The sequence below is a fragment of the Opitutia bacterium KCR 482 genome (assembly GCA_029269845.2).
In the GTDB taxonomy this organism is placed as follows: domain Bacteria; phylum Verrucomicrobiota; class Verrucomicrobiia; order Opitutales; family Intestinicryptomonadaceae; genus Merdousia.
The window spans coordinates 330,957-355,654 of record CP149973.1; the positions used below are offsets into that span (position 1 = coordinate 330,957).

The 24,698-nt window shown below is 52.8% G+C and carries 21 protein-coding genes, 1 tRNA gene and 1 CRISPR repeat array; of the genes, 13 read left to right on the forward strand and 9 right to left on the reverse strand.

The genetic code is table 11. The features are described 5' to 3' along the window. Positions 1–65: 65 nt before the first annotated feature. Positions 66–227, reverse strand: coding sequence for a ribbon-helix-helix domain-containing protein (locus P3B99_001355; protein ID WYJ07776.1), 162 nt, complete (start codon positions 225–227; stop codon positions 66–68). A 448-nt stretch (positions 228–675) separates the two neighbouring features. Then, on the reverse strand, positions 676–1,521 hold the full coding sequence (locus tag P3B99_001360; protein ID WYJ07777.1) for a hypothetical protein: 846 nt from the start codon (positions 1,519–1,521) through the stop codon (positions 676–678). A gap of 377 nt (positions 1,522–1,898) precedes the next feature. On the opposite strand from P3B99_001360, the gene leuS reads away from it, so the two are divergent. The 10 genes from leuS to P3B99_001410 all read left to right on the forward strand — a co-directional run bounded on the left by leuS (position 1,899) and on the right by P3B99_001410 (position 11,131). Then, complete coding sequence (gene leuS, locus P3B99_001365; protein WYJ07778.1) at positions 1,899–4,643, forward strand: leucine--tRNA ligase; 2,745 nt, start codon at positions 1,899–1,901, stop codon at positions 4,641–4,643. Continuing rightward, positions 4,643–5,368 (forward strand): hypothetical protein, encoded by a 726-nt coding sequence (locus tag P3B99_001370; protein WYJ07779.1) that lies wholly within the window; start codon positions 4,643–4,645, stop codon positions 5,366–5,368. The genes leuS and P3B99_001370 overlap by 1 nt, the downstream gene beginning before the upstream one ends. 1 nt (position 5,369) lies before the next feature. Further along, positions 5,370–6,212 carry a UDP-2,3-diacylglucosamine diphosphatase LpxI gene (gene lpxI, locus P3B99_001375; GenBank protein ID WYJ07780.1) on the forward strand — a complete coding sequence of 281 codons (843 nt, stop codon included), beginning with the start codon at positions 5,370–5,372 and terminating at the stop codon, positions 6,210–6,212. 1 nt (position 6,213) lies between these two features. Continuing rightward, the gene (locus tag P3B99_001380; protein ID WYJ07781.1) at positions 6,214–6,639 is read left to right on the forward strand and encodes a SufE family protein; all 426 of its coding nucleotides are present in this window, start codon (positions 6,214–6,216) and stop codon (positions 6,637–6,639) included. Between the two features lie 140 nt (positions 6,640–6,779). Next, positions 6,780–7,622: a MotA/TolQ/ExbB proton channel family protein gene (locus P3B99_001385; GenBank protein WYJ07782.1), complete on the forward strand. Its 843-nt coding sequence runs from the start codon at positions 6,780–6,782 to the stop codon at positions 7,620–7,622. A 24-nt stretch (positions 7,623–7,646) separates the two neighbouring features. After that, positions 7,647–8,051, forward strand: a complete 405-nt coding sequence (locus P3B99_001390; GenBank protein WYJ07783.1) for a biopolymer transporter ExbD — start codon at positions 7,647–7,649, stop codon at positions 8,049–8,051. 3 nt (positions 8,052–8,054) lie between these two features. Beyond that, positions 8,055–8,489, forward strand: a complete 435-nt coding sequence (locus P3B99_001395) for a biopolymer transporter ExbD (GenBank protein WYJ07784.1) — start codon at positions 8,055–8,057, stop codon at positions 8,487–8,489. Positions 8,490–8,598: 109 nt separating this feature from the next. Beyond that, positions 8,599–9,288: a UDP-N-acetylglucosamine diphosphorylase gene (locus P3B99_001400; protein ID WYJ07785.1), complete on the forward strand. Its 690-nt coding sequence runs from the start codon at positions 8,599–8,601 to the stop codon at positions 9,286–9,288. A 42-nt stretch (positions 9,289–9,330) separates the two neighbouring features. After that, a complete protein-coding gene (locus P3B99_001405) occupies positions 9,331–10,272 on the forward strand; it encodes a glycosyltransferase (protein ID WYJ07786.1) in 942 nt (313 codons plus the stop codon). Further along, entirely contained in the window at positions 10,262–11,131 is an 870-nt protein-coding gene (locus tag P3B99_001410; protein ID WYJ07787.1) for a formyltransferase, read from the forward strand. The genes P3B99_001405 and P3B99_001410 overlap by 11 nt, the downstream gene beginning before the upstream one ends. Positions 11,132–11,151: 20 nt before the next feature. After that, positions 11,152–12,309: direct repeats of the CRISPR family, unit length 36 nt; unit sequence GTTTTGACTTTACAGCAAAGTGTTCTTTCTTAGATT. Positions 12,310–12,434: 125 nt separating this feature from the next. Here P3B99_001410 and cas2 read toward each other — a convergent pair. The 6 genes from cas2 to P3B99_001440 form a co-directional block, all read right to left on the reverse strand. Next, on the reverse strand, positions 12,435–12,857 hold the full coding sequence (gene cas2, locus P3B99_001415) for a CRISPR-associated endonuclease Cas2 (GenBank protein ID WYJ07788.1): 423 nt from the start codon (positions 12,855–12,857) through the stop codon (positions 12,435–12,437). Positions 12,858–12,863: 6 nt separating this feature from the next. Continuing rightward, on the reverse strand, positions 12,864–13,754 hold the full coding sequence (gene cas1 / locus P3B99_001420; protein ID WYJ07789.1) for a type II CRISPR-associated endonuclease Cas1: 891 nt from the start codon (positions 13,752–13,754) through the stop codon (positions 12,864–12,866). Then, entirely contained in the window at positions 13,754–16,975 is a 3,222-nt protein-coding gene (cas9, locus tag P3B99_001425) for a type II CRISPR RNA-guided endonuclease Cas9 (GenBank protein ID WYJ07790.1), read from the reverse strand. Before cas9 ends, cas1 begins: the two co-directional genes overlap by 1 nt. A 333-nt stretch (positions 16,976–17,308) precedes the next feature. Next, positions 17,309–17,452, reverse strand: a complete 144-nt coding sequence (locus P3B99_001430; GenBank protein ID WYJ07791.1) for a hypothetical protein — start codon at positions 17,450–17,452, stop codon at positions 17,309–17,311. 218 nt (positions 17,453–17,670) lie between these two features. Continuing rightward, positions 17,671–17,743, reverse strand: a tRNA-Gly gene (locus P3B99_001435). Positions 17,744–17,936: 193 nt separating this feature from the next. Further along, positions 17,937–19,190: a porin gene (locus P3B99_001440; GenBank protein WYJ07792.1), complete on the reverse strand. Its 1,254-nt coding sequence runs from the start codon at positions 19,188–19,190 to the stop codon at positions 17,937–17,939. Between the two features lie 132 nt (positions 19,191–19,322). Here P3B99_001440 and P3B99_001445 point away from each other — a divergent pair, with 132 nt between their 5' ends. From P3B99_001445 to P3B99_001455, 3 genes are read left to right on the forward strand one after another with little or no spacing between them, the layout of a single operon-like run. Continuing rightward, the gene (locus tag P3B99_001445; GenBank protein ID WYJ07793.1) at positions 19,323–20,645 is read left to right on the forward strand and encodes an FAD/NAD(P)-binding oxidoreductase; all 1,323 of its coding nucleotides are present in this window, start codon (positions 19,323–19,325) and stop codon (positions 20,643–20,645) included. A 41-nt stretch (positions 20,646–20,686) separates the two neighbouring features. Further along, a complete protein-coding gene (locus tag P3B99_001450) occupies positions 20,687–21,256 on the forward strand; it encodes a hypothetical protein (GenBank protein ID WYJ07794.1) in 570 nt (189 codons plus the stop codon). Then, positions 21,243–22,115, forward strand: a complete 873-nt coding sequence (locus tag P3B99_001455) for a DNA glycosylase (protein WYJ07795.1) — start codon at positions 21,243–21,245, stop codon at positions 22,113–22,115. Before P3B99_001450 ends, P3B99_001455 begins: the two co-directional genes overlap by 14 nt. 155 nt (positions 22,116–22,270) lie before the next feature. On the opposite strand, the gene P3B99_001460 is transcribed toward P3B99_001455, so the two are convergent. Beyond that, on the reverse strand, positions 22,271–24,553 hold the full coding sequence (locus P3B99_001460; protein WYJ07796.1) for a Tex family protein: 2,283 nt from the start codon (positions 24,551–24,553) through the stop codon (positions 22,271–22,273). Positions 24,554–24,698 lie beyond the last annotated feature (145 nt).

The window sequence follows — 24,698 nt, forward strand, 5'->3', positions numbered from 1 at the left end:
CGGACAAAAAAGACGCCGACACGAAGTCGGCGTCCAAGCGTCCAAAAATGAAAAAAACGATTAAATTACTTAATCTTTTTCTTGGCTTCTGCAACCGTGAGCTGCTCTCTTGCCAAGTTCTGCAACGTGTTCGCGATGAAGTTCGAACGGTTGCGGTTGTCCATTTTTGCAAGCTCGTCAATCTGCTGGACGAGGCTTTCGGGGAGGCTGATCGAAATTTGAGTCATTCCAACCATTTTACCAGAACCTTTTTTGCGTGCCATTGTTATTTTCCTTTTGGGTTTGTTTGATATTATAATTGTTAATTCCCTTGTCTTCCTCCGCCCGCTATCCGACGTTTCATTTTTATCGGACGGAACTTCGGTTGATTTAGAAATATACACTATATTCTCTATAACTAAACCGTATAATCAACGCGTTTTACATAATGTCAACTTTTTTTCGCCGTTTTTAGCTAAAAAGTCAAAATTCTTCGATTTTAACAATATGATATTCAATTGAATTCAACTCACCGCATTATATTTTAACGCCAAGCGTACTAATAGTTATGAACAAATAAATTTTTACAACATCCTAAATGCGATACACATAAGCAAAACAATCCGCACCAAAAAAACAAAAAGCGGATTCGCAGCAAGGGCGAATCCGCCGGCGCAGGGGGTTGCGCCTACAAAATCAACGCGGCATCAAATATCTGAAAAATATTTTACAATACGTCTCTTTGCCGATTGTGGCGAAAAGATAGTCATAGGGAATCATTCCCATCTCCGTCGCGTTTTTCGTGCTGCTGTTTGTGCTCTTCCAGTCGGCGAGCCTCTGCACGTTTTTGACGCGGGTTGTCGCCTTGCAAATGGCGTCGGCATAGGCGCGTTCCTTCGACTTCCCGAAGCCCGTTACCATTTCGGTTTCGAGAAACCACGTTTCGGGCATTTCGTCGGAATAGTTGAAGCGCACCATGCAGATGAATTTGGGAGAGTCGGAAACGAAAACCGAATCCTTGACCCTGAAATTCGCCTTGCGGCCGACGAATTTGCGGATAGCCTCCGACGCGTACATTTCGGCGTCCTCGGCAGTGCGCCCCCAAACGCAGACCTTGCCGTCGATAACCTGCTTGCGCATTCTGACGGGCTTTTTCTTTTTCGACTGGTTCTTGCCCTTTTCAAGCTCTTTGAGCTGCTCTGAAAACGACTTCGCGGAAGCTATGGACTTCCCCTTGTCGGGAGTTTTTATGGCTTTAGAATCGGGCGAAACAACGTCTCTTACGCCCGCCATGGCGGGGGCGGTAAGCTCCAACGGCTTCGTCGGTTTCGGCGGAGCCTTCTTTTGCGGAGCGGCTGGCTTTGAGGCGGCATTCTTCTTCGCGCCGACAGCACCCGCAGGAGCGGCTTTCGCGGCGGCGGTTTTGCTCGCCACCTTGTCGGGCGCGGCAAAAGACTCCGTACATAAAACCGAAACCGAGCATACGGCAAACACCGACGCAACAAACAAACGCAAACCAGAGGACAGACAAACGCCCATCATTTTTGATTCACCCGAAAAACAGCCCGCAAGCCGACGGGACATTGCGGACAACGACCGCCGCAAGCCCATGGAGAACGATTCGCCGAGCTTGCAAAAACTCCGCCCGCCCTCCTTATTAAAACAGTCGGAGCCGCCGAACAACACGCGCCCGCGCTTCGGGCGACAGCGTTTTCCGCTTCCCCTTAAAAAACAATTTGTTAGACCCTCCCTGAACATGTTCCTACCTCCAAAGTCATATAGAAGGATATAAGTATAATAATGTCAATGAAAAAATTTGTACTTTTTTAGAGTTTTTTTGTTTATAGGCAAATTTTATATTGCCTTGACGAAAACATAAAAAATGCAATCATACCGCACTTTAACGCATTAAATTTTTTATGGCTACCAAGAACGCAGAATACAATTTTTCCGAAATAGAAAAATACTGGCAAAAGAAATGGGACGACGAAAAAACATTCCACGCCGAAACCGCGGCCGCCGCTCCCAAATACTACATTTTGGACATGTTCCCCTACCCGTCGGGCGCGGGTCTGCACATCGGACACCCCGAAGGCTACACGGCGTCGGACATCTTGGCGCGCTATAAATGGGCAAACGGCTTCAACGTCCTGCACCCGATGGGCTGGGACGCTTTCGGACTTCCCGCCGAACAGTACGCGGTAAAAACGGGCACACACCCATCGATTACGACCGCCGCAAATATCGACAACTTCCGCAAACAGATAAAGTCGATAGGCTTCGCAATAGACTGGCAGAGGGAAATAAACACGACAGACCCGTCGTACTTCAAATGGACGCAGTGGATTTTCCTGCAACTCTTCAAAATGGGGCTTGCGTATGTGGACGAAAAACCCGTGTGGTGGTGTCCGCAACTCGGAACGGTGCTCGCAAACGAGGAAGTCATAGACGGCAAGAGCGAGGTGGGCAAATTCCCCGTGGAACGCAGAAAGCTCCGCCAGTGGGTGCTGAAAATCACGGCATACGCCGACAAACTCATCAAGGGGCTGGACAAGCTCGACTGGCCCGACTCTACAAAACGCCTGCAACGCAACTGGATTGGACGCTCGGAAGGCGCGGAAGTCGATTTCGAAATAGCCGACTCCTACGCAAAGGGTCAAAAACTGCGCGTGTTCACAACCCGCCCCGACACGCTCTACGGCGCAACCTACATGGTCGTAGCCCCCGAACACCCGCTTGTGGATAAACTCGTTTCGCCCGACCAAAATGCGGCGGTGGAAGCCTACCGCAAGGCGATAGCCTCAAAGAGCGACCTCGACAGAACAGACCTCGCAAAGGAAAAGACGGGCGTGGCGACGGGCGCACACGCAATCAACCCCGTCAACGGAAAACTCATTCCGATTTGGGTTGCCGACTACGTTCTGATGAGCTACGGCACGGGCGCAATCATGGCGGTTCCCGCGCACGACGACCGCGACTTCGACTTCGCAAAACAGTTCGACCTGCCCATTATCCGCGTGATTGAAAAGAAGGACGCCGACGGCAACGACGTTCCCCTGCCCTTCACCGACGTAGGCAAAATGGTAAATTCGGGCGAATTTACGGGCATGGATTCGGCGGAGGTAAAACGCGCGATTATCGGAATGCTCGAAGAGAAAAAGCTCGGCAAAAAATCCGTAAACTACAAACTGCGCGACTGGCTGTTCTCGCGCCAACGCTACTGGGGCGAACCCTTCCCGATTCTCTGGGTATCGAAAGACGCCTACGACGCCGCGTCGAAAAGCAAAGTCTGGGAGGGCAAACTGCCGCCCGAACCCGTGTCTTTCAAGGACGACTCCGGCGAAACGCGCTACGCGCTTCCGCTTCCCGAAAACCAGCTGCCGCTCACATTGCCGCAGGTCGAAAACTACAAGCCGTCGGGCACGGGCGAAAGCCCGCTCGCGCACGCGACGGAATGGCTGAACGTCAAGGTGAACGTCGAAACGGGCGAAGTCAAAAACGCGCCGGAAGCATCGGGCGAAAACTGGTTCGACGCCCGCCGCGAAACAAATACAATGCCCCAGTGGGCTGGCTCGTGCTGGTACTACCTGCGCTACTGCGACCCCCACAACGACTCCGCCCCGATTGGCGAAGAAGCCGAACGCTACTGGCAGTACCCCGATTTCTACATCGGCGGCGCGGAACATGCGGTGCTCCACCTGCTCTACGCCCGCTTCTGGCACAAAGTGCTCTTCGACTGCGGCGTGGTCAAGGGCGACGAACCTTTCAAAAAACTGTTCCACCAAGGGATAATCCTCGGACAGCTCGAATACACAGGCTATAAAAAGGACGGCAAGTGGGTGCCCGCAAGCCAAGCTTCTGAAAACGGAGCCGAGGCAGTGAAACTCGCCGAAAGCGACGTCGAAAAAGTCGGCGCGGCGTACGTGCTCAAAGCCGACAAGTCGATTACCGTAGACGCCCGCAGCTTCAAGATGAGCAAGAGCCGCGGCAATGTCGTCAACCCCGACGACATCATCAAACAGTACGGCGCGGACTCGCTGAGACTCTACGAAATGTTCCTCGGACCGCTCGAAGACCAAAAACCGTGGAATACAAACGGAATCGAGGGCGTGTCGCGCTTCCTCAAAAAGATTTGGCGCGAGTTCGTCGGCAAGGACGGCGGCATAGCCGAAAAAATCGCCGACGGCGCGCAGGACGACCCCGCCCTGCTGAAATCCCTCAACGAGACAATCAAAAAAGTCTCCGCCGACATCGAAACACTGCGCTTCAACACGGCGATTTCGCAGATGATGATTTTCCTCTCGACTTTCCAGAAGACCGAAAAAGTCTCGAAGGAAAGCGCGGAAAAATTCGTCAAACTGCTCGCGCCCTTCGCCCCGCACATCGCGGAGGAACTCTGGGAACGCCTCGGCAATTTTTCGACCGTCGCAAAGGCGGCGTGGCCGAAGCCCGACGAATCGAAAATCGGCGGCGACACCGTGAAAATGGGCGTACAGGTCAACGGCAAACTGCGCGGCGAACTCTCGATTGCAAAAACCGCGTCGAAAGACGAAATGCTCGCGGCGGCGAAAGCCCTGCCCAACGTGCTCGCATTCATCGACGGCAAGACAATCGTCAAGGAAATCTGCGTGCCCGCAAAGATAATCAACATCGTCGTAAAATAATGAAACGAACCGGAATCGCGCTTGCGCTGGCGTTTGCGGCGGCGAACCTGCACGCCGCGGGCGGGCTGCTGTATGTCCACACGGCGCGGGGCGCGTCCGAAATCGGATTCGGCGGAGCGAAAACGGCGGCGGTTGCGGGAACGTCGGGCGCGGCGAAAGACGCAAAAATTTCGGGCGGCAAAGGCGTGTTCGCCGTGCTCTCGAACAAAACGGCGTTTTTGCTCGCCGAAGATTCCGAGCTTGAAATCGGAAAATTCGAGCAGGTTGCGCCGTTTAAAGACGACCTCTCCAACGACTCCGAATCAACAACGTCGGCATGCGAAATGACGCTAAAAAAAGGCGCGTTGCACGTCCGCGCGCCCCAACTTCGCCCGACAAGCTCGCTGAAAATAAAGACGCCAGAAGCCGAACTCGAAGCCGAAAGCCGCGGATTTTCGGTATCGACCAACGGCGGAAAAACCGAAGTTCTGCCCGTCGAAGGCGCGCTGGTCGTAAAAACAAAAAACGGCAAAACCGACATCGTAAAAACGGGGCAACGCGCGGTTGTATGCGGCGGAAAAATAACGATAGACTACGCGCGGGTCTCGGAAGTCGAAGCCGCAAAAAAGAAAATCGCCCAATGCAAATTCGCCGCAGATACAACGCTGTTTAAGTGCGGCGAAAAAATTTCGGCCGAACGCTCCGTGAAAAAATCGTTCTTCGGCTACGGTCAAAATTTCGACTAACATGATTTCAAAATTCCTGCCAACCGACTTCGACAAATCCGCGAAAATCGCAATCCTCGCCGGCAAGGGCGCATACCCGTCGCTCCTGAAAGACAGACTCGACGCGGCGGGAATCCCCAACGCGCTAATGGCGTTCGAAGGCGAAACCGCTCCCGAACTGTGGGAGAGGTTCGACGACTCCCAACGCGCGTGCGCAAACGTCGGACAGCTCGGACACCTGCTGAAAAACCTCAAAAAAGTCGGGGCGCGGTACGCAATAATGGCTGGGCAAATCACGCCCAAAAAGCTCTTTAAGGGTATGAAGCCCGACCTCAAAGCAATTCTCGTGCTCGCAACCCTCAAACGCAAAAACGCCGAAACCATCTTCGGGGCTATCGCCGACCAACTGCAAAAAATCGGCGTAGACATGCTCGACGCACGCGCTTTCCTCGACGACTCCCTCGCGCCGAAAGGCTTTTTCTGCGGGGCGAACATGAAAAACATTCTGCCCGAACACATCGAACACGCAATGCACATCGCCCGCGAATGCGCAAGGCTCGACATCGGACAGGGCTGCGTGGTCTCGCGCGGAACGGTGCTTGCCGTCGAAGCTTTCGAGGGCACCGACGCAATGCTCGAACGCGCCGCGACATTCGGGGCAAAAGACTGCATTTTCGCAAAAACCGTAAAACCGAATCAGGACTACCGCTTCGACGTGCCCGTAATCGGCGAACGCACAATGCGCAAACTCGCGGCGGCGGACATAAAAAACGTGGTCGTCGAGGCAGACAAAGTCATAGTGCTCGAAAAGGACAAAGTAAAGAAACTCGCCGAGGAAAACGGAATAAGAATTTTGGGAATATAAAATGGGTATCATAGACGACAGAAAAAACGCCGTGCGCGAAGAATACGGATATTTCGGAACGCCGCAGGAATTGTTCGAATACATCGTGCTGAAAAACAAGTCGGCAACTCCGCTCGACAAGGAGCTGAAAATCGACGAATTTCTCGTGAAGGGCTGCGTGTCGAGCCTGTGGCTCGTGCCGACTTTCTCGGACGGCAAATGCCATTTCAAGTCGGACGCAGACTCCGTGATTACGCGCGGAATAGCGTCGCTTGTGTGCTCAATGTACGACGGACTTACCCCCGAAGAGGTGCTGCAATTCGACCCGTCGTTCCTCGAAGAGCTTGGCATCACCGCGCACCTGACGCCCAACCGCCGCAACGGGCTGAGCCAGCTCTGCAAGAAAATCGCCGAATTCGCCGAATTCCACAAAGCGCAATCCCGATAAAAACCGCCCTAAAAAAAAATCATAATATGCTTGAAAAGCGCGTTGAATGCGGACAATATTCAATCCCGAAAACGCGCTGTATACCCAACGCAACGCATAAACTTTTTTTACAAAAAACAACACCCTAACATTATAACTAAATGAAAAGAAAAGCACTCTCGATAATGTCAATCGCAGTCCTTCTGCTCGCCGGAGCGGGAGTTTCGTTCGCGCAGGCAGACGCCCCCGCGGCGGACGCCCCCAAAAAGCCCGACGCGCCCCAAGTCGTGGAAAAATCCTTCGCCGACATATGGCGCGCCGGCGGTTGGACAATGTATCCACTCGGCTTCTTCGGCATTTTTGCGACAACGCTTATCGTTTACAATGCAATCGCGCTCCGCAAAAAGAAGTTCCTCAATCCCGACGGCGTAAAGGAAGTGGAAAAGCTTGTAAACCAGCTCAAAATCAGCGACGCTATCGACTATTGCGAAAAACACCCCTCGCCGATTACAAACATCATCGGTTGCGGTCTTTCCCGCGCGGACGAACGCGAAATCGACGTTTCGTCTGTAGAGTCGGCAATGGAGGAAGCTTCGGTGGAAGAATTCGCCTCGCCCTATGTTTTGATTAACTACCTTTCGGTTACGGCATCTCTTGCTCCTATGCTTGGTCTGTACGGTACGGTTTCCGGTATGGTCAAGGCGTTCAACACAATCGCCGCGGAAGGCGCGGGCAGCGCGTCGAAACTTGCCGACAACATCGCCGAAGCCCTCATCACAACTGCAACGGGCATGATTGTAGGTATCCCCTCAATGTTCTTCTTCTTCATGTTCAAGAACAAATACGGCGCGATTATTTCCAGCTCATCGCGCATCATCGGCGACATCATCTACACGATGAAGCTCTCCATCAAGTACGGCCCGCAAGACATCGAAGAAATCGTGGCAGACGCTGCGGAGGCACCCGTCGAACAAGCTCCCGAAACGCCCGAAGAAAACAAGTAATCAAGCCGTTCGGAAAAACTTTTTATGAAAGTTTGGAAACCATCGGAAGATGACGGGAAGTTCGAAATGACGCCAATGATTGACGTCGTGTTCCTTCTCATCACTTTCTTCATGACCGTAACCAGCTACGCTTCGGCGGAGTTGGTGCAGGTTGCCATGCCGATTGCCCCGGAAGCGAAAGTTCCCGAAGACGTCGGCGACAGGCAATTTCTGTCGGTTTCGGAAAACGGAACATTCTTCCTCGGAGCGTTCGCGTCCGACCTGCCCACCATCAAAGAGACACTCATGGCGCGCAACCAACGCGAAGGGTTCAAGGGCGCGTATATCCGCGCCGACGCGCACACGCCGTTCAGGTACGTCAACGACTTGATGAAAACCTGCGCGGAAGCGGGCGTCTACAACATTCTATTCGGAACTTTGAAGGACTAAGCCATGGCGAAAAATTCGGATATTTTGCAATCGGAAGACTCTTTCGACTTGACCTCGATGATTGACGTCGTATTCCTTCTTCTGATTTACTTCATGTACCTGCCGATTCAACAGGAAGCCGACCTGCTTTTCTCGCTTCCCGCCGAATCCGCGCCGCAGGAAAAGAACGTCGCCCTCCCCAGCGAGCAGATTGTCGAAATCGCGCCCGACGGAAGCATATTCCTCAACGGCTCGCCAATCGACCACGCCGGCGAAATCGAACTCAACGAACTTGCCTCCACCCTCCGCAGACTGCGCACAAGCGCGGACAAAAGCGGAATCTCGACGATCGTCACAATTTACCCCGACGCCGACGCTCCGCACCAAGCGGCAATCGCAGTGCTCAACGCCTGCGCGAAATCGGGCGTAAAGCAGGTTTCGTTCGCCGAGGCGGACTAATATTTGAAACCGAAGCGCGGCGTTTTGCACGCCGCGCTTTTTTTGTGCTTAAAAACCGAAAATTTTAATTGTAATAAAATCGGTTTGGAGTAATCTCGACCCCCATAAAATGAAAGCAAGCGACCTCTTCGACCTGCCCAAATCCCTCGAAAGATTTTCCGGATTCTTCACGCCCGACATGGCTCCGTGGGAATGGGTAAAAAATATCAAAAACGCACTCGCAAGCGTGGACTTCTCCTCGCTCGAATCAAAAAAAGACATTCCCGCGGGCGTGTGTATCGAAGGCGACGTGTATATCCACCCGACCGTCTCCTTGCCCCCCTACGCGCATATCAAAGGCCCCGCGTGGATTGGCGCAAATACGGAAATCCGCATAGGCTGCTTCGTCCGCGGAAACGTGATTGTCGGCGAGGGCTGCGTGATGGGAAATTCGTGCGAATACAAAAACAGCATGCTCATGGACAAGGTCGAAACCCCCCACTATAATTACGTGGGAGACTCCGTTCTGGGAACGCGCGCACACCTCGGCGCGGGCGTAATCTGCGCAAACCTCAGGCTCGACCGCAAGAACGTGATTCTTTCGCTCCCCGAAGGCAGGATAGACTCGAACATGCGCAAGCTCGGCGCAATGGTCGCCGAACACGCCGAAGCGGGCTGCAACTCGGTTCTCCAACCGGGGGCGATTCTAATGAAACGCGCAATCGTGCTGTCGTGCGTAGCGTTCAAGGGCTGCCTCGAAGAAAACACGATGACCGGCCCGAAGCTCCAAATGCGCAACCTGCCCAGATTCGGCTTCTAATATCCCCTCCTAATTTACCCCCCTAAAACAAACAAAAATATCATGGACGTATCAGTCGTAATCCCCGTATACAACGAAGAGGGAAACCTCGACCACCTCTTTACCAGACTCTGCAAGGCGATGGACGCGCTCGGCAGGTCGTGGGAAGTAATTTTCGTAAACGACGGCAGCAAGGACAGGTCGGGCGAAATGCTCAGGGGCTTTTGCATGCAGCGCCCCGAAACCGTCAAACTCATAGACTTTAACGGCAACTACGGACAGCACACGGCAATCATCGCCGCGTTCGAACGAGCGCAGGGCGACGTTATCGTAACGCTCGACGCCGACCTCCAAAATCCGCCCGAAGAAATCGGCAAACTGCTCGCGAAAATCGACGAGGGTTGCGACAGCGTCGGCGGCTACCGCAAACAGCGCGAGGACACCGCCCTGCGCCGCTACTGCTCGAAAATCGTGAACTTCGCGCGGGACAAAATGACGAACATCAGAATGAAAGACCAAGGCTGCATGCTCCGCGCGTATAGACGCAACGTGGTCGAGGCGATTCTCAAAACAAACGAACGCTCGCTGTTCATTCCCGCGCTCGCGTACACGTTCTCTTCGAAGCCCGCGGAAATAGAGGTCGAGCACGCCGCGCGCGAGGCGGGAGAATCAAAATACAGCATGTACAAGCTCATCAGGCTGAATTTCGACCTCATCACGGGCTTCACAATCATGCCCCTGCAACTGTTCACGATTTTCGGATTTTTGTCGAGCATAGGCTCGCTCGGTCTTGTCGTGATTCTCCTCTTCCGCAGAATTTTCCTCTTCTCCGAGGGCGAGGCGGAGGGCGTTTTCACCCTCTTTGCAATCCTCTTCTTCCTCATCAGCGTGACGATTGTCGGCATCGGGCTTATCGGCGAATACATCGGGCGAATCTACCAGATTGTGCAGTCGCGCCCGAAGTACGTCATCAAGGAAACAATCGGGTTCGGCGATGGAAAATAAGGACAAGAAAATCCTGTTTTTCGGGTTCAGCGACGTCGGCTACCGCTGCCTGAAATACATGCTCGACGAGGGCTACAACGTAATCGGCGTCTTCACCCACGACACCGACCCGCACGAAGCGCACTGGTTCAAAACGCCGGAATCGCTCGCAAAGGAAAACTTTATCCCCGTCTTCAAGCCCGAAACGCTCAAAACGGAAAAGTGGTACCGCAAAGTCAAATACATGCAGCCCGATTTGATTTTGTCGCTCTACTACCGCAATATTATCCCCGAAGAAATTTTCTCGCAGGCAAAGCTTGGCGCGTACAACATGCACGGCTCCTACCTGCCCGCCTACCGCGGCCGCGCCCCGCTTAACTGGGCGATTATAAACGGCGAATCCTACGGCGGCGTCTCCCTCCACGTGCTCGAAAAAAAGTTCGACACGGGCGCAGTCGTGGACCAAGAAAAAGTCGATTTCGGCGAAAACGAATATGTCGGCGACATTCAGCCGCGCATTTCCGACGCCGCCCTACGCGTCTTCACCCGCTCGCTCGAATCGCTACTCGACGGCAACCCGAAAACCGTCCCGCAAGACTTGTCGAAAGCCTCGTATTTCGGCAAACGCACCCCCGAAGACGGACGCATCGACTTCTCGAAAACCGCCCGCGAAGTCTTCAACCTAATCCGCGGCGTGAGCAAGCCTTTCCCCGGGGCATTCACCGAAATCGACGGACAGAAGACCGTCATTTGGCGAGCGAAAATCGGCGAACCTGCAAACGGAATCCCTGCGGGAACTGTCGCCTCGCGCAATCCACTTAAAATCGCCTGCGCCGACAATTTCATCGAGGCGGAGGAAACGGAGTTCGCGAAAAGCTAGAAAAAACATACAATTAAGTGGTTTTGACTTTACAGCAAAGTGTTCTTTCTTAGATTTAATGTCGCCCGTTGGGTGTTATCTGTCGGGTTTTGACTTTACAGCAAAGTGTTCTTTCTTAGATTTCGCGGTCGTCTATCTGATAGCGCGGAGGCGTTTTGACTTTACAGCAAAGTGTTCTTTCTTAGATTATTTTCGCCACAGACACCAAAGGCGCGTTGGTTTTGACTTTACAGCAAAGTGTTCTTTCTTAGATTCCGCCGTCTGCTACATCGTAAAACGCTACGGTTTTGACTTTACAGCAAAGTGTTCTTTCTTAGATTGAAGTTCGCCGAATACGTCGTAAACGGCGCGTTTTGACTTTACAGCAAAGTGTTCTTTCTTAGATTAAAATATGAAATTATCAAAAAATGCGCTTGGTTTTGACTTTACAGCAAAGTGTTCTTTTTTAGATTAATCTGCATAACGAGGGTACGTTCAAACTTGTTTTGACTTTACAGCAAAGTGTTCTTTCTTAGATTGCATATTCAACAGAGCTTGCCCGAAGACTTGTTTTGACTTTACTGCAAAGTGTTCTTTCTTAGATTTTTTTCTAAAATGGGCTGTAAGCCGTCTCTGTTTTGACTTTACAGCAAAGTGTTCTTTCTTAGATTATGTCTATTCGACGTCCTCGTTTGGTATAAGTTTTGACTTTACAGCAAAGTGTTCTTTCTTAGATTAGGACTGAAATGAAAATAAAGAGCACAAACGTTTTGACTTTACAGCAAAGTGTTCTTTCTTAGATTTGGATTGAGCGGGAAGCCAAGAAACTCGGTGTTTTGACTTTACAGCAAAGTGTTCTTTCTTAGATTTTGCGAATATGCAAGGGCTTTAATCGTTGAGTTTTGACTTTACAGCAAAGTGTTCTTTCTTAGATTCATTGAAGCATATGTGCGATTGCTTGTCAAGTTTTGACTTTACAGCAAAGTGTTCTTTCTTAGATTCACGGTAGAAGTAAGCTATACCGCAGGATTGTTTTGACTTTACAGCAAAGTGTTCTTTCTTAGATTAACCTCGACGCAAAACTTCGGGTGAAAGCAGTTTTGACTTTACAGCAAAGTGTTCTTTCTTAGATTATTATTGGCGACGTATTGTCCGTTCTCGAAGTTTTGACTTTACAGCAAAGTGTTCTTTCTTAGATTATACTTGACATAATTTATGGCGTGCCAAATAATTAGTCCATAATTTTGCTATAAAGTCTTAACTGATTATGCCGAATTTTAAGCTCTACATAGTACCTTAAAATTCGGCATTTTTTTATTCACACCTAAAACAGCAGAAAATTATTATCCGTCTTGTCCAATTCGTACTGTGGCGACGGTTTTGCGAAAAACTCTTCCGCCCCCTCCGAAAAAAATTCAATCTGCTCGGGGACTTTTTCAAGTCGCTTCGGTCGACGGCAAACCAGTTTGCTCGTCGCCCACTGCTTATCCGTAAAAAACAAAAGCCTTATGTCTCCCGTCGTAGGAGCGTAGGATTTAACACGTTCATAATATTTTTTCATGCGCTCCATTGATACGCACGGACGCGAATACACGGAGTATTGAATCATGATAAATCCGTCGTCGAGCAAAGCGTTTCGGAATCGGGTCGCCTCTTTGCGCTCTTCGTCGAGCAACACGGGCAAGTCGAACATCGCCATCAGCCACCCCATTCTATACGGACTCCTTTTTTCGATTTTGCATGCCATTGAAATTTATAATTTCGGCGTCCACAATTCACCAGAATCTTTGCGCCGATATGCGTTTGCAAGTGTTTCGCAAAGATAGTCGGCGGCGTCGCACAATTTCATCGAAACCGAAGCTTTTTTTACGCGCCTGTCGCGCAAAAACTTGCCGAAATACACCGACCAAGCCGCAATCGAAGCCCCGCTTTCGGCAACGAGAAATTGGTAGAGCGCAAAATCCACAAACGCCCTAAACGGTTCAATCACGTCGTGGACAAGCGGCGTATTTTTGTAATACGTTTTGTGGTTTACTCCGAGCAGAAAATTCAAGCCCGCTACGATAACCGCGCGGTGGATTATCGCCGACATAATTCCGTATCCGTAGTTTAGCAGAACGTTTATTTTAGAGTCGCCGTTTTTCGGATCGCGCCCTACTCCGTACTCTCCAAGTTGCGGAAAATAATGTTTCCAATATTCCCGCGCGCAAAGCGATTCGTTCAACAATGCGTTTTGCGATTGCGCCATTGAAAACAGCCGGCATTTTTTGATTCCGATTTGCCTGAGGCACTCGGCGTTGTTGCGGATTTTTGCGGCAAGCAGGCGACGCCAGATTGCTCCGTTCAGATTCTTGTTTCCGGCGGACTGGTTTAAAACCACTTTTGCGTCGTATGTGCGGTTGTTCGGAACGGTGATGCCGACGGGCTTAAAATCCCTGCAATGAACTATCACGGCGTCGAATTCCGACAGCGCGGCAATGACGTCTCCGCTAATCGAAACCGCGCCGTTGAGAAGAATCACCGCGCGCAAATCCTCCAATGCTATTTTGCCCAATATTTTGCCGTCTTTTTTGCATACCAGCAGACCGCGCTCGCGCACGAGCCTGCACCCGTAATCCATGACGTGCAAAATATGATAGCTCATTATATTATATCCAATTTTATGCGTTTCATTCCCGCGGGCATTAGGTACTGAATGGAAATGGGCTTAGACGAAATTCCGTCCGAATTTTCCAAATACCCATACCCATCCGCCCGAATCGAATTAGACTTGTAAATACCCGACTTTAAGAGCATTTTTCCCGATTTATCGACGACATCGTTCGGAATTTCGACAAGGCAGTTCTGTCTAAAAAATCCGCAAACTTCGGCGCAATCGGGATTGTTTTTCAATGAGGCTAAAACTTTCGCCTTCGAGGCGTGCGCATAAACGGGCGCAACCATATACTTACCCTTTTGAGTTTTCCAGATGAACTGCCCTTTGTGTGAATCACCCTTGCGGTACGCGCCGCAGCCGTCCTTCGACAAATCCTTGTATTCTTCGGGACTGCCGACTTCGCACAGCACCCGCAGCAACTTTGTTGGCGCACCGTTTTTGGAGGGAATTGCTGCTTCATATTTGCACCAATCCTCCCATTCGGATTCTTTTAAATCGGGATTAGACAATACAAAATCGGAAATTATGCGTTTTGAAACATCTCCAACGATACTTTCTATGCGTTTAACCAATTTCGTATAATTGTATTTGGGATTTATTCCTTCGTATGCCAAATCGCGGACATTGCACTTTTTCACAATGCGTCCCTTGCGCAAAGAGTAAATCGTCTGTTCAAGTTTTGACTTTTCCACCGCAACCTTATTCGGAATTACTGTTGCCAGATACCTGCCGAAAAACTTGCGGGCTTCGTCGCTTTCAGGGTTGCGCGTGATTTCTTCGGGAAGAATATTTTTGTAGGCGGAGGCTTTCTTTGCGTTCGAAGTCGGCGCAAAGCAAAGACACATGGCGTCGAGCGCGTGGTGCTTTTTGTTTTTGCGGTTCTTTTCCTCGAATTTCTTTTCCATGCAAATTCGGTCGAACAAAGACAAATCCTCCGCAGACTCTTCGTCGTGGAGAAGCCTGTTCAAGCCGTAGCGCCCGCGAATCATGGCGGTGGTATTGCCCGAAACCGTCCAAACCTTTTTTGCGCCCGCAAGTCCGCCGAATTGGAAACCGAAATGCAGGCAGCAAATCCGCTGCGCAAGCTTTGAAATCCATGCGGTTTCGGCAAGAGCCGTGTATTTTTCCACAAGCTCCGCCGCGTTCGGTGAAAGCAAAAGTTTGCAACGTTTTGCGCCGAGTTCTTTTGTCAACTTGCGGACGCGCTCGCAATAGCTCTCCCACTCCGCACCCATTGTCGAACGCCATTCGAAGGGCGTTCGGTCGCCCTTCTCCTTGTTCGTTTTCTCGTCGGTCAATACGTAATTGTACATCGCGTCTGGGCCGCCGCGGCTGCGCGGAACAATGTGCTCAATCTCCAAACTTTCAAGCTCCGAAAGCGGCAGCGCATTTCCCGTGTAAACGCATTCTCCGCCCTGTTTTTTGTACAATTCGAATTTTAACAGCATTTTTTTCGAGGCGTATTTGAAACCGAACTCCTCCCGCTTTGAATCAAGATCTTCGGCAAGCTTTTTCTTCTCATCGAAGCGCGTTTTGATTGCCTTGTTCAGATCGCTTTTTGCCTTTTTGCCGAGAAAATCGTCGCGCACAAATTCGAGCACGATTTTATCGGGAACGCCGAACTTTGCTTCGAGCGATTTTATGCGCTCGTAAAAGAACGAAAGCCTGTGGCGCACAATGGGGTCGTTTTGGCTTCCGATAAGCTTGTTGATTTGCGCCTCGCGGGCGGCTGCGGAAGCATCGGCAAAGTCGGACAAACCGACATCCGGAATGAAAATTCCGCTCCACGGCGCGTCCCCCATGAGTTTCAGAAAGTCCAAATCCCCAGCGACAAGCCCCTTGTTCTTGTCAGTGTTTGCAATATTTTCGATTGCCGTCGCGTAAAATTCCGCGGGCGACTTGCCCGAAAAAATCAGGTCGCGCAATATCCGCATTGCGGGGCGTGAAAACGCCGCCCTGCCTCCGTTCCTCGGCTGTTCGATTTCCGACTGGCTCTCGTCCATCACCTCCGCGCCGATTGTTTTGAAAAACTTTTTCAAAGCCGCCTTGCCCAATTTGAATTTCGAGTTTTTGGCAAGTTCGAAAGCCCGTAAAAATTCGTCGAACGAAAGAGAATCCACACCCGCGCCACGGAAAAAACGCAGATTTAACAATTTTAACGACAATGTAATTGTGTATGACAGAAAGTCGTCGTCGGTTTTGCATTCGTCAAGCGGCTTGATTTTGCAAACGTTTAGCCGCGGAATCAGTTTGCATTTGTCGATTACGCGGTTGTCGAAGCGCGGCGTTTTCTGCCCCAGCGCGGTCCAGTCGGTCGCCGCGCCGCGTTTAAGCCCGAACCGCTTGCGAAGCTCTGGATTGTACGAAGCGTACGGCTCACAAGCCCTGCCGAACATGATGAAATCCGCCTTGCCTTTCAGATTCGGATACTGCAACGCGGCGGCGTTTACGAGCGCGCGGAATTCGCGGACAACCGCCTCTCGCGGCACGACATATCCTTTTGCCTTTTCGGCGGTATTGTCGATTCTGACGCCGACAAAATCGGGATTTTCGGGCGACCACAAGCCCATTTTCGCCGCTTTGAAAAAGCACGGAAATTCGTATTTTTCGCGATTGTCAAGCTCCGCGAGAATACCGTCAAATTCGCGCTCATAGTGAGCAAGCTTTTCGGCATAAGACTCGCCGTCTCCGCTTGCGTCGGAATCGGAAGATTTCCGCGAGATGCCGTCTCCGCCGTCCGCCGCGTCTTCGTCCCCCCACGGAATGTTTGCGTCATAGCCGCGGTTTTGAATCGCCGAATTCAGAGCTTTGAAGACCTGCCAACTTTCGAGTTTTTCGCCGAGCAGTAATTTACAGCGCAAAGCGATTGAATTATAACAGAGATCTTCGCCCGCAGGCGGAAATTCGCGCTCCAAACGCACATCGCCTTTCGAGACAAGCTTCCACGCACCGTCAACAACGCCGACCTTTCTCCGCAAAAGAACCTCAATTCCCGCTTCGGAAAGACATTTTTCAAGCCACAATTCGCGCGCCTTATGGGCTTCGCGCGTGCGCCACGCGCGGCGGGCGGCTGCGGTGGTTTTTGTTTCGGCAAAGTCGGGCGCAATTTCGAGCGACTGCACATGTTTAAATTCGTTCCCCACTCTTACAGCCTCGCCAAGAGAACCCTTGCCAATATCAAAACCCCAAATAATTTCTTTCGTGTACATATTAAATAAAAAACATGTTTATCAGTTAAAACAAAATTATATTATTAGTATAAATACAACAATCAAGCTTTTTTAACGCAAATAAAATCCGCGCGGCACCTCAGAAACCCGCAAAAAGCGAAAATTCCGGCGCGAATTTTACCCTATTCCTGCAGCGAAGCCTGCGCATAATACATTGAAAAATACGATAGCCCCAGCAACAGACGGCCGGGATAAAAAGGAACGCAAAATATTAAGCGCATAATCATGCAACGGAAAAAAGACGATATGAGCTCCGTCGTCTTTGCCCGCTCTTTCGAGTCGTTTTCGTTTGCGCTCGATTGATATTCAATCCTACGGAAGGATAATAATCAGCAAAATGACTATGATTGCGCCGATGATTGTCAAGGCGTCATCGCAGCACTTCATGTCGGTATAGTCGTCTATGCCGATTTTTCCGTCATCAAAGTCGTCGTTTAGCTTGTTTTTGCGTTTCATTGTCTTGCGGGATTGCCCAGCAACCAAAGCCCTAAAAAACGCTTCGGCCGCGGAATGTGTGGCATTGTTTGGAAGGCGGCATTATCCGTTTTCTCGCGCAATAGTACAGATTTGACGGGGAAACGCAAGATTTTTCGATTTGGCGGGCGGTTTTAAGTGAGAAAAAGAGAAATGACAAAAAAACCCGCAAGGGTGAAAATTTGCGGGCTTTTTAAAACAGCGGGCGGTGGGGGTCGAACCCATAACCTCAAGCTTGGGAAGCTCGCGCTCTGCCAATTGAGCTACGCCCGCGATTGTTTTTTAGCAAACACCTTTTACTGCCGTTTGTAAAGTTTTTTATCCGAATTTTTATTGTCGGTGTTTTTGGAGTTGAGCTGCTCTTATTGTTATATTCCGACATGCTCTTTCGATGTTTGGCTTGTTCGTTTGCGCCATGTTCGCAGCGCTGATTGTTTTGCGTCCGCCCTGTTTCAGCACGGTTGGGCTACAATTTCATTTGCATTTGCACGCGGATTGACGAAGAGTCTGCGAAGCCGCCGCCCGAATATTGCAAATAATCGTAGCCGAGTTGGAATTTCAAATTATCGCCGCGCAGATACCAATTAAGTCCGACGTAGAATTCCTGCACGCTATTATACAGTTTGCCTATGTTTTTCGACTGCCGCTGTGCGTCGACTATCCGCAAGCCCCTGCCGTCGGTATTGCCCCACGAGTATCTGAATGTCGGCGCGATTTCCCCGAATTCGCCCGTGGCGAAGCGGTATTCGACCGAAAAGTTCAGTCCGTACGGATTTGCCTGAGTATAGTTGCCGCCGACTTTTTTGCCGTCGGCTACCCCCGATGCAAGGAAGTCGCCCCACAGCCGCAATCCGCCGCACTCTGCGACGAAGTACGGGTTGAGCGAGAGAATCGATGCAGAGCCTGTCGCGCCCATGTTGTAATTTGCGTCGCTCGAATAAGCGGTGTAAACGCCCGTTTTGAAGCTCCAATCGTCGCCCGAAGTCTTATAATGGACGCTTGCCCAATATGCGAAGTGGTTGTCGGTATACTGGTATGAAAGTTCGTCGAGTTCGGTCGGCGAGAGCTGGTAGGCGTTGGTGATTGCGAGCATATACGAGAGTCCGCCGCCGATGTCGCCGTTCCAGCGCACGCCCATGTAGCGGTTGCCGACGCCGAGCCTGCGGTTGTTCGCAGCTCCCGTCCAGTACATTGTTGCCGCGGAGCGTTCGATTGCGTTCAGCCCGAACGACGAAAACATGTCCTCGACCGAAAACCCCGGTTTCATGTAGCCGAGGAAAATGCGGCCGTCGAGCGCGTCGATTTTTTTCGAAACGTATGTGTCGGTCAGAATGCTGTTCATGCGCGAGCGCGCCATATCGACGGAAACGCGGGCGTCCCAGCCTCCGCCGAGGTCGGCGTCCGCCTGAATGAAGAACCTGCGCACGATGAAGCCCTGCGAGCATGCGTAGTCGCGGAATGGATTGTACGATTCGGCGTCAATCCACTCGTATTGAAGCTGGAAGCGCGCGCTCAATTTCAGCGATTTTGTCGATTCAACGGAGCGGACGACTTCCGCCGATTCCTTTGCAAGCACGGACGCCTCCTGCGGCGTCAAAAGCCCTTTTGCGACGAACGCGTCGAGCATTGCCTTGTCGGAGGCATGCGAGACTGAGATGGAAAATGCGGCAAGAAGCGCGCATGCTGCGCATTTTACGAATCTGTGCGGTGCGGAAATCATATTAGTATTTTTGATTTAATAAAAACTAAAATACAAAAAAAATTTTTGCAATCATAAAAGCGGGCGCGACGATTCTTCTTGCGAAAGCGCAAAGCCGCATTTTAATTTCTTCCTAAATTTTCAGGAGGAAAAATGGCAAATATCGACAGACGCAAATTTTTGAAGCTTACCGCAACCGCAGCCGCCGCGACTGCGGTTTCCAACACCTACGCCGCGCCGAAAAGCGGCGCGAAGGCGAAGGTTGTGGTAATCGGCGCGGGTGCTGCGGGAATCGACATTTCGGCGAGACTGCTGCGCATGCTCGAATCGCCAGACATCACGATTATCGACCCAGCCGAAACGCACTACTACCAGCCGGGATTCACGCTAATCGCGGGCGGCGTCTACAAGCCCGACGAAGTGTACAAGCCGCAGAAAGACTGCATTCCCGACGGCGCGAAATGGGTGAAAGACTCGGTCGTTGCGGTTGACCCCGACGCGAAAACGGTTGCGACTCTCGGCGGGCAGAAAATCGGCTACGACTTCCTTGTGCTCACACCCGGCCTTGTCCTGCGTTGGGACTTGATTGACGGCATCGACGAAAAGTCGCTCGGCGTCGGAAACGCGCACTGCATCTACTGCCATTCGGGCGCAATCAAGACGCGGGACGCCGTGCAAAAATTCGCCGAGAAGGGCGGAAAGGGAATTTTCACCGACACCTACACAAAGCACAAATGCGGCGGCGCGCCGAAAAAAATCTGCCTGCTTACGGAGCATTTGTCGCGAAAGAAAAACCGCCGCGACGCGCTCGACATCAACTTCTACACGGCGTCGAAGCAGCTCTACGACGTCCCCTACTTCACGCCGCGCCTGCTCGAAATCTACGCAGAGCGCAACGTAAAGCTGAATCTCTCGACGCGCGTGAAGGCAATCGACACGGCGGCGAAAAAAGTCTGGCTCGACACCGTAAAGGACGGGAAAGTCGTGAAGTCGGTCGCGGAAGACTACGACTTCCTCCACTTCCTGCCGCCGATGACCGCCCCCGTCTTCGTCCCGCAGTCGGGGCTGTCGAAGACCTCGGGCAAGAACGCGGCGGAGGGCTGGGTTGACGCCGACAAATTCACGCTTCTCCACAAAAAATATCCGAACATAATTTCGTGCGGAGACGTCGCGGGAATCCCCACAAGCAAGACTTCCGCCGCGATAAGAAAACAGGCGCCGATTGCCGCCGAGAACCTCGTTTCCCTCATGGAGGGCAAAACGCCGACGCGCCAGTACGACGGCTACGCCGCGTGCCCCATCATCACCGACTACGGGCACATTCTCATGTGCGAGTTCGACTATCGGAAAAACCGCAAAAGCTCGTTCCCGCTTTCGCTCATGGACATGTCGAAAGAAAGCCGCCTTGCGTGGCTGCTTAAAGTGTACGCGCTCAAACCGATGTATTTTTACGGAATGCTCAACGGACTCGTGTAATACTCTTGACCGAACGCGTCCGCGCGTCCATGCTCGCAGATATGAAAAACGCCCTAAAACTTTTTCCGCTTTCGCTGCTCGCGCTGCTCTGCGCGTGCGCGGGAGACGACAAGACGACGGAATCCGCGGAGCAGTCGTATATAATCGGCGCGGGAATGAAGAACGAGCCGAAAATCACATACTGCCTGCCGCGCTACCTGACCGACGCCGAAACACGGACAATTGCGGAAGTATTTTCGGGAGACGAGTTCGCGCACGGACACCTGATTATGCGCAGCCAGCCGAAAAAACGCGCGGGCATGTACTTCTTTGTGATGTTCGGCTTCGAGCCAGACGACATCTCCCTCGCCTGCCGCTTCATTTTGGAAGTCGATTCAACAAAGCACCCGCATGTGCGCAAGTTCGTATTCGACGTGCCCGAAACAAGCTCGGTGCTGCGCGAAGTAAAGCTCGGTCTGACAGGTTCGGACTGGCTTGGGCGCGACGAAAAAGTCAACGCGTGGCGTCTGACGCTCCTTTCGCCGTCGGGGAAAATCCTCACGCAAAAACAGTCGTGGCTGTGGTCGGTAAAACACGGCGATTCAAAAATCAAAAAAAATGCGGTGGACTGATTTTCGCCCGCTCGGCGTGCCGAAATTTACGCCGTCCGACTTCGCCGAAACGCTCGACGGCGGACAGTCGTTCCGCTGGTATGCCGACGCGAACTCCGACGCGCCCCAATTCACGGGGGCATTCGGGAACACCGCGGCAAAGCTGAGGCTCGACGGCGCGGGAGAGGTGCTGTACTCAGTGCCCGAAAACGCAAACCCCGACGCCGCGCGGAAAATCGCCGAATACCTCGACGCCGACCGCGACTACGCCGCGCTCAGACAATCGCTTTTCGATACCGCAGACGCCCACATGCGAGCCGCGCTCAGAATCTACCCGACCCTGCGCATACTCCGCCAGCCGCCAGCCGAAGCGCTGATGTGCTTTATTTGCAGTTCGAGCAAGCGCATTGTGCAGATAAAGCAGTGCGTAAAACTGCTGTCGGAAAATTTCGGGGAAGAGATTGCCGACGGAATCCGCGCGCTGCCGAGCTTCGAAAAAATCGCCGACGCCGACATTTCGAAAATCAGGAAATGCAAGCTCGGATTCCGCGCGGAATACCTGAAAAAATCCGCGCAGAAAATCGTCGCCGACTCTTTCGACCCGAACGGACTTCGCGAAATGCCGTACCGCGAGGCGAAGAAATATTTGACGTCGCTTAGCGGCGTGGGCGAGAAAGTCGCCGACTGCATTCTGCTTTTCGGCGCGGCGAAAATGGACGCCTTCCCCGTCGACACATGGATTCGAAAGGCGATGTCCGAGCTATACGGCACGCCCGACAACCCCGACAAAATCAGGGAATTTGCCGCGCAAAAATTCGGCGCGCACGCGGGATTCGCCCAGCAGCTGATTTTTGCGGCAAAGCGCAAAAACCTGCTCTGACCGCAAAGAAAAGCGCAAACACGCAAAACCGCCTTAAAACACAAAAAGATAAAAACCGCCGCTTTTTATCAAATAAGGATAAAAACAAAAGAGCCGACCGAACGGGACGGCTCTTTTGTTTTGCGCCGCGCAAACCCGCGCGGGCGGCGGGAAAACTACTTTTTTGAAAGCTTCGAAAACGCGTCTCCGAACGAGTTTCCGAAAGGCTCGGACGAACGGCGCGGCGCGAATCCGCCTCCCGAACGCGGCGCGCGCGGACGCCCCTGATTTGCGGCGTCGCCCGCGCTCTTGACGCGCTTCTGGGGGTTCGTCTTCATCGAAAGCCCTATCCGCTTGCGGGCGATGTCCACTTCCATGACGCACACGTTCACCTTCTGTTGCGGCTTCACGACGTCGTTGGGATCTTTCACAAAAGTGTCGGAAAGCTCGCTGATGTGCACAAGCCCGTCCTGATGGACGCCTATATCGACAAACGCGCCGAACGCGGTTACGTTTGTGACGATTCCTGGGAGGCGCATGCCCTCGCGCAAGTCCTCTATTTTGTTGACGCCCTCGGCGAACGAGAAGACCTCGAATTTTTCGCGCGGGTCGCGGCCGGGCTTGCCGAGCTCCTGCATGATGTCTTTGAGGGTCGGCATGCCGAGCTCGCCGTCGACGTATTTTTTGAGGTCGATTTTCGCGCGGACTGCGGGGTCGCGAAGAAGCGTAGCAACGTCCGCGCCGATGTCGGAAGCCATGCGCTCTACGACGGCGTAGCGTTCGGGGTGAACCGCGCTTGCGTCGAGCGGGTTGTCGCCGCCGCGAATGCGCAGAAAGCCCGCCGCCTGCTCGTAGGTTTTTGCGCCAAGCCCCTTGACTTTCAGCAAATCGCGGCGCGACTTGAACGGCCCGTTCGCGTTGCGGTACTCCACGATGTTCGCGGCGGTCGTCGCGTTAAGCCCCGAAACGTAGGAGAGCAGCTGTTTGCTCGCGGTGTTGACCTCTACGCCAACGCTGTTTACGCAGCTGATGACGGTGTCGTCGAGCGAGCGTTTGAGCATGGTCTGGTTGACGTCGTGCTGGTACTGCCCGACGCCGATTGACTGCGGGTCGATTTTCACAAGCTCCGCGAGCGGGTCCATCAGCCTGCGCCCGATGGACACCGCGCCGCGCACGGTGATGTCGAAGTTCGGGAACTCCTCGCGCGCGACTTCCGACGCCGAATAAATCGACGCCCCGCTTTCGTTTACCATCACCACGGGAATCGACGCGGGCAGCCCGAGCGAGCGCACAAACGCCTCGGTTTCGCGCCCCGCCGTGCCGTTGCCGATTGCAATCGCCTCTATTTCGAAACGCTTGCAGAAGGCAAGAACCTTGTTCCGCGCCTCCTCGGCTTTCATCGCGCCCTGTTCGGGATAGATTACGTCGTTGTGGAGGAGGTCGCCCTGACGGTTCAGGCAGACGACTTTGCAGCCCGTGCGGAAGCCTGGGTCTATCGCAAGAACGTTTCGGCGGCCGAGCGGCGACGCCATGAGAAGCTCGCGCAGGTTGTTTGCGAAAATTTTAACGGCGTCCTCGTCGGCGCGTTTCTTGACCTCCAAGCGCATGTAGGTTTCGGAAGTGGAGGCAAGCAGGCGGTTGTACGAGTCCTCCGCGGCGAGCGCAACCTGCTTCGCCGCCTCTCCGCCGCCCTTTACGAACAGCTTTTTAAGAATCGACACCGCCCCCGACGCGTCCTCCGGAATTATGCGCATTATGAGAAAGCCCTCCGCCTCGCCGCGGCGGACTGCGAGGATTCTATGGCTGGGGGCGTCCTTGGCGCGTTCAGTCCACTGGAAGTAGTCGCGGTATTTCGCGCCCTCCTCCTCCTTGCCGAACATGACTTTCGACGACATGTTAGACTCTTTCTCGAAGTACGCGCGGACCGCCGCGCGGGCTTCGGCATCGTCGGCGATGTTCTCGGCGATGATGTCGCGCGCGCCCGCGAGCGCGGCTTCGGCGTCGGGAACTTCCTTTTCCGCTGAGACGTATTCGGCGGCTTTCGACGAGCAGTCGGCGTCCTGATTTTCAAGCAGGAACTGCGCAAGCGGCTCAAGCCCGCGCTCTTTCGCGATTGTCGCGCGGGTGCGGCGTTTGGGTTTGAAAGGCTGGTAGATGTCCTCAATCCGCGCGAGCGTCTCGGCGGCGTCGAGCGACGCGGAGATTTCGGGGGTAAGCAGCTTGCGCTCGTCGAGCGATTTCCTGACGGCGGCGCGGCGTTCGTCGAGCGCGGCAAGGCGTTCGATGTCGTCGCGGATTTTCGTGACGGCTACTTCGTCGAGCGAACCTGTCGCCTCTTTTCTGTACCGCGCGATGAACGGAACGGTCGCGCCCTCCTCCAAAAGTTTTGCGACAGCTCCGACGCCCATAACGGGCAGGTTGAGGTCGCTTGCGATTTTAATGATGTGGTCTTGATTCATTGAAAAATTCTTCGGTTTTAAAGATTCGGATTATCGCAAAAACGCCCCCGATTGCAAAGACATTTCGCAAAATATTATCCGCACAAAACGGCGCGCGCCCGCGGCGGAACGCCCCGATATAATGTTGACATTCGCGCCGCCCGCG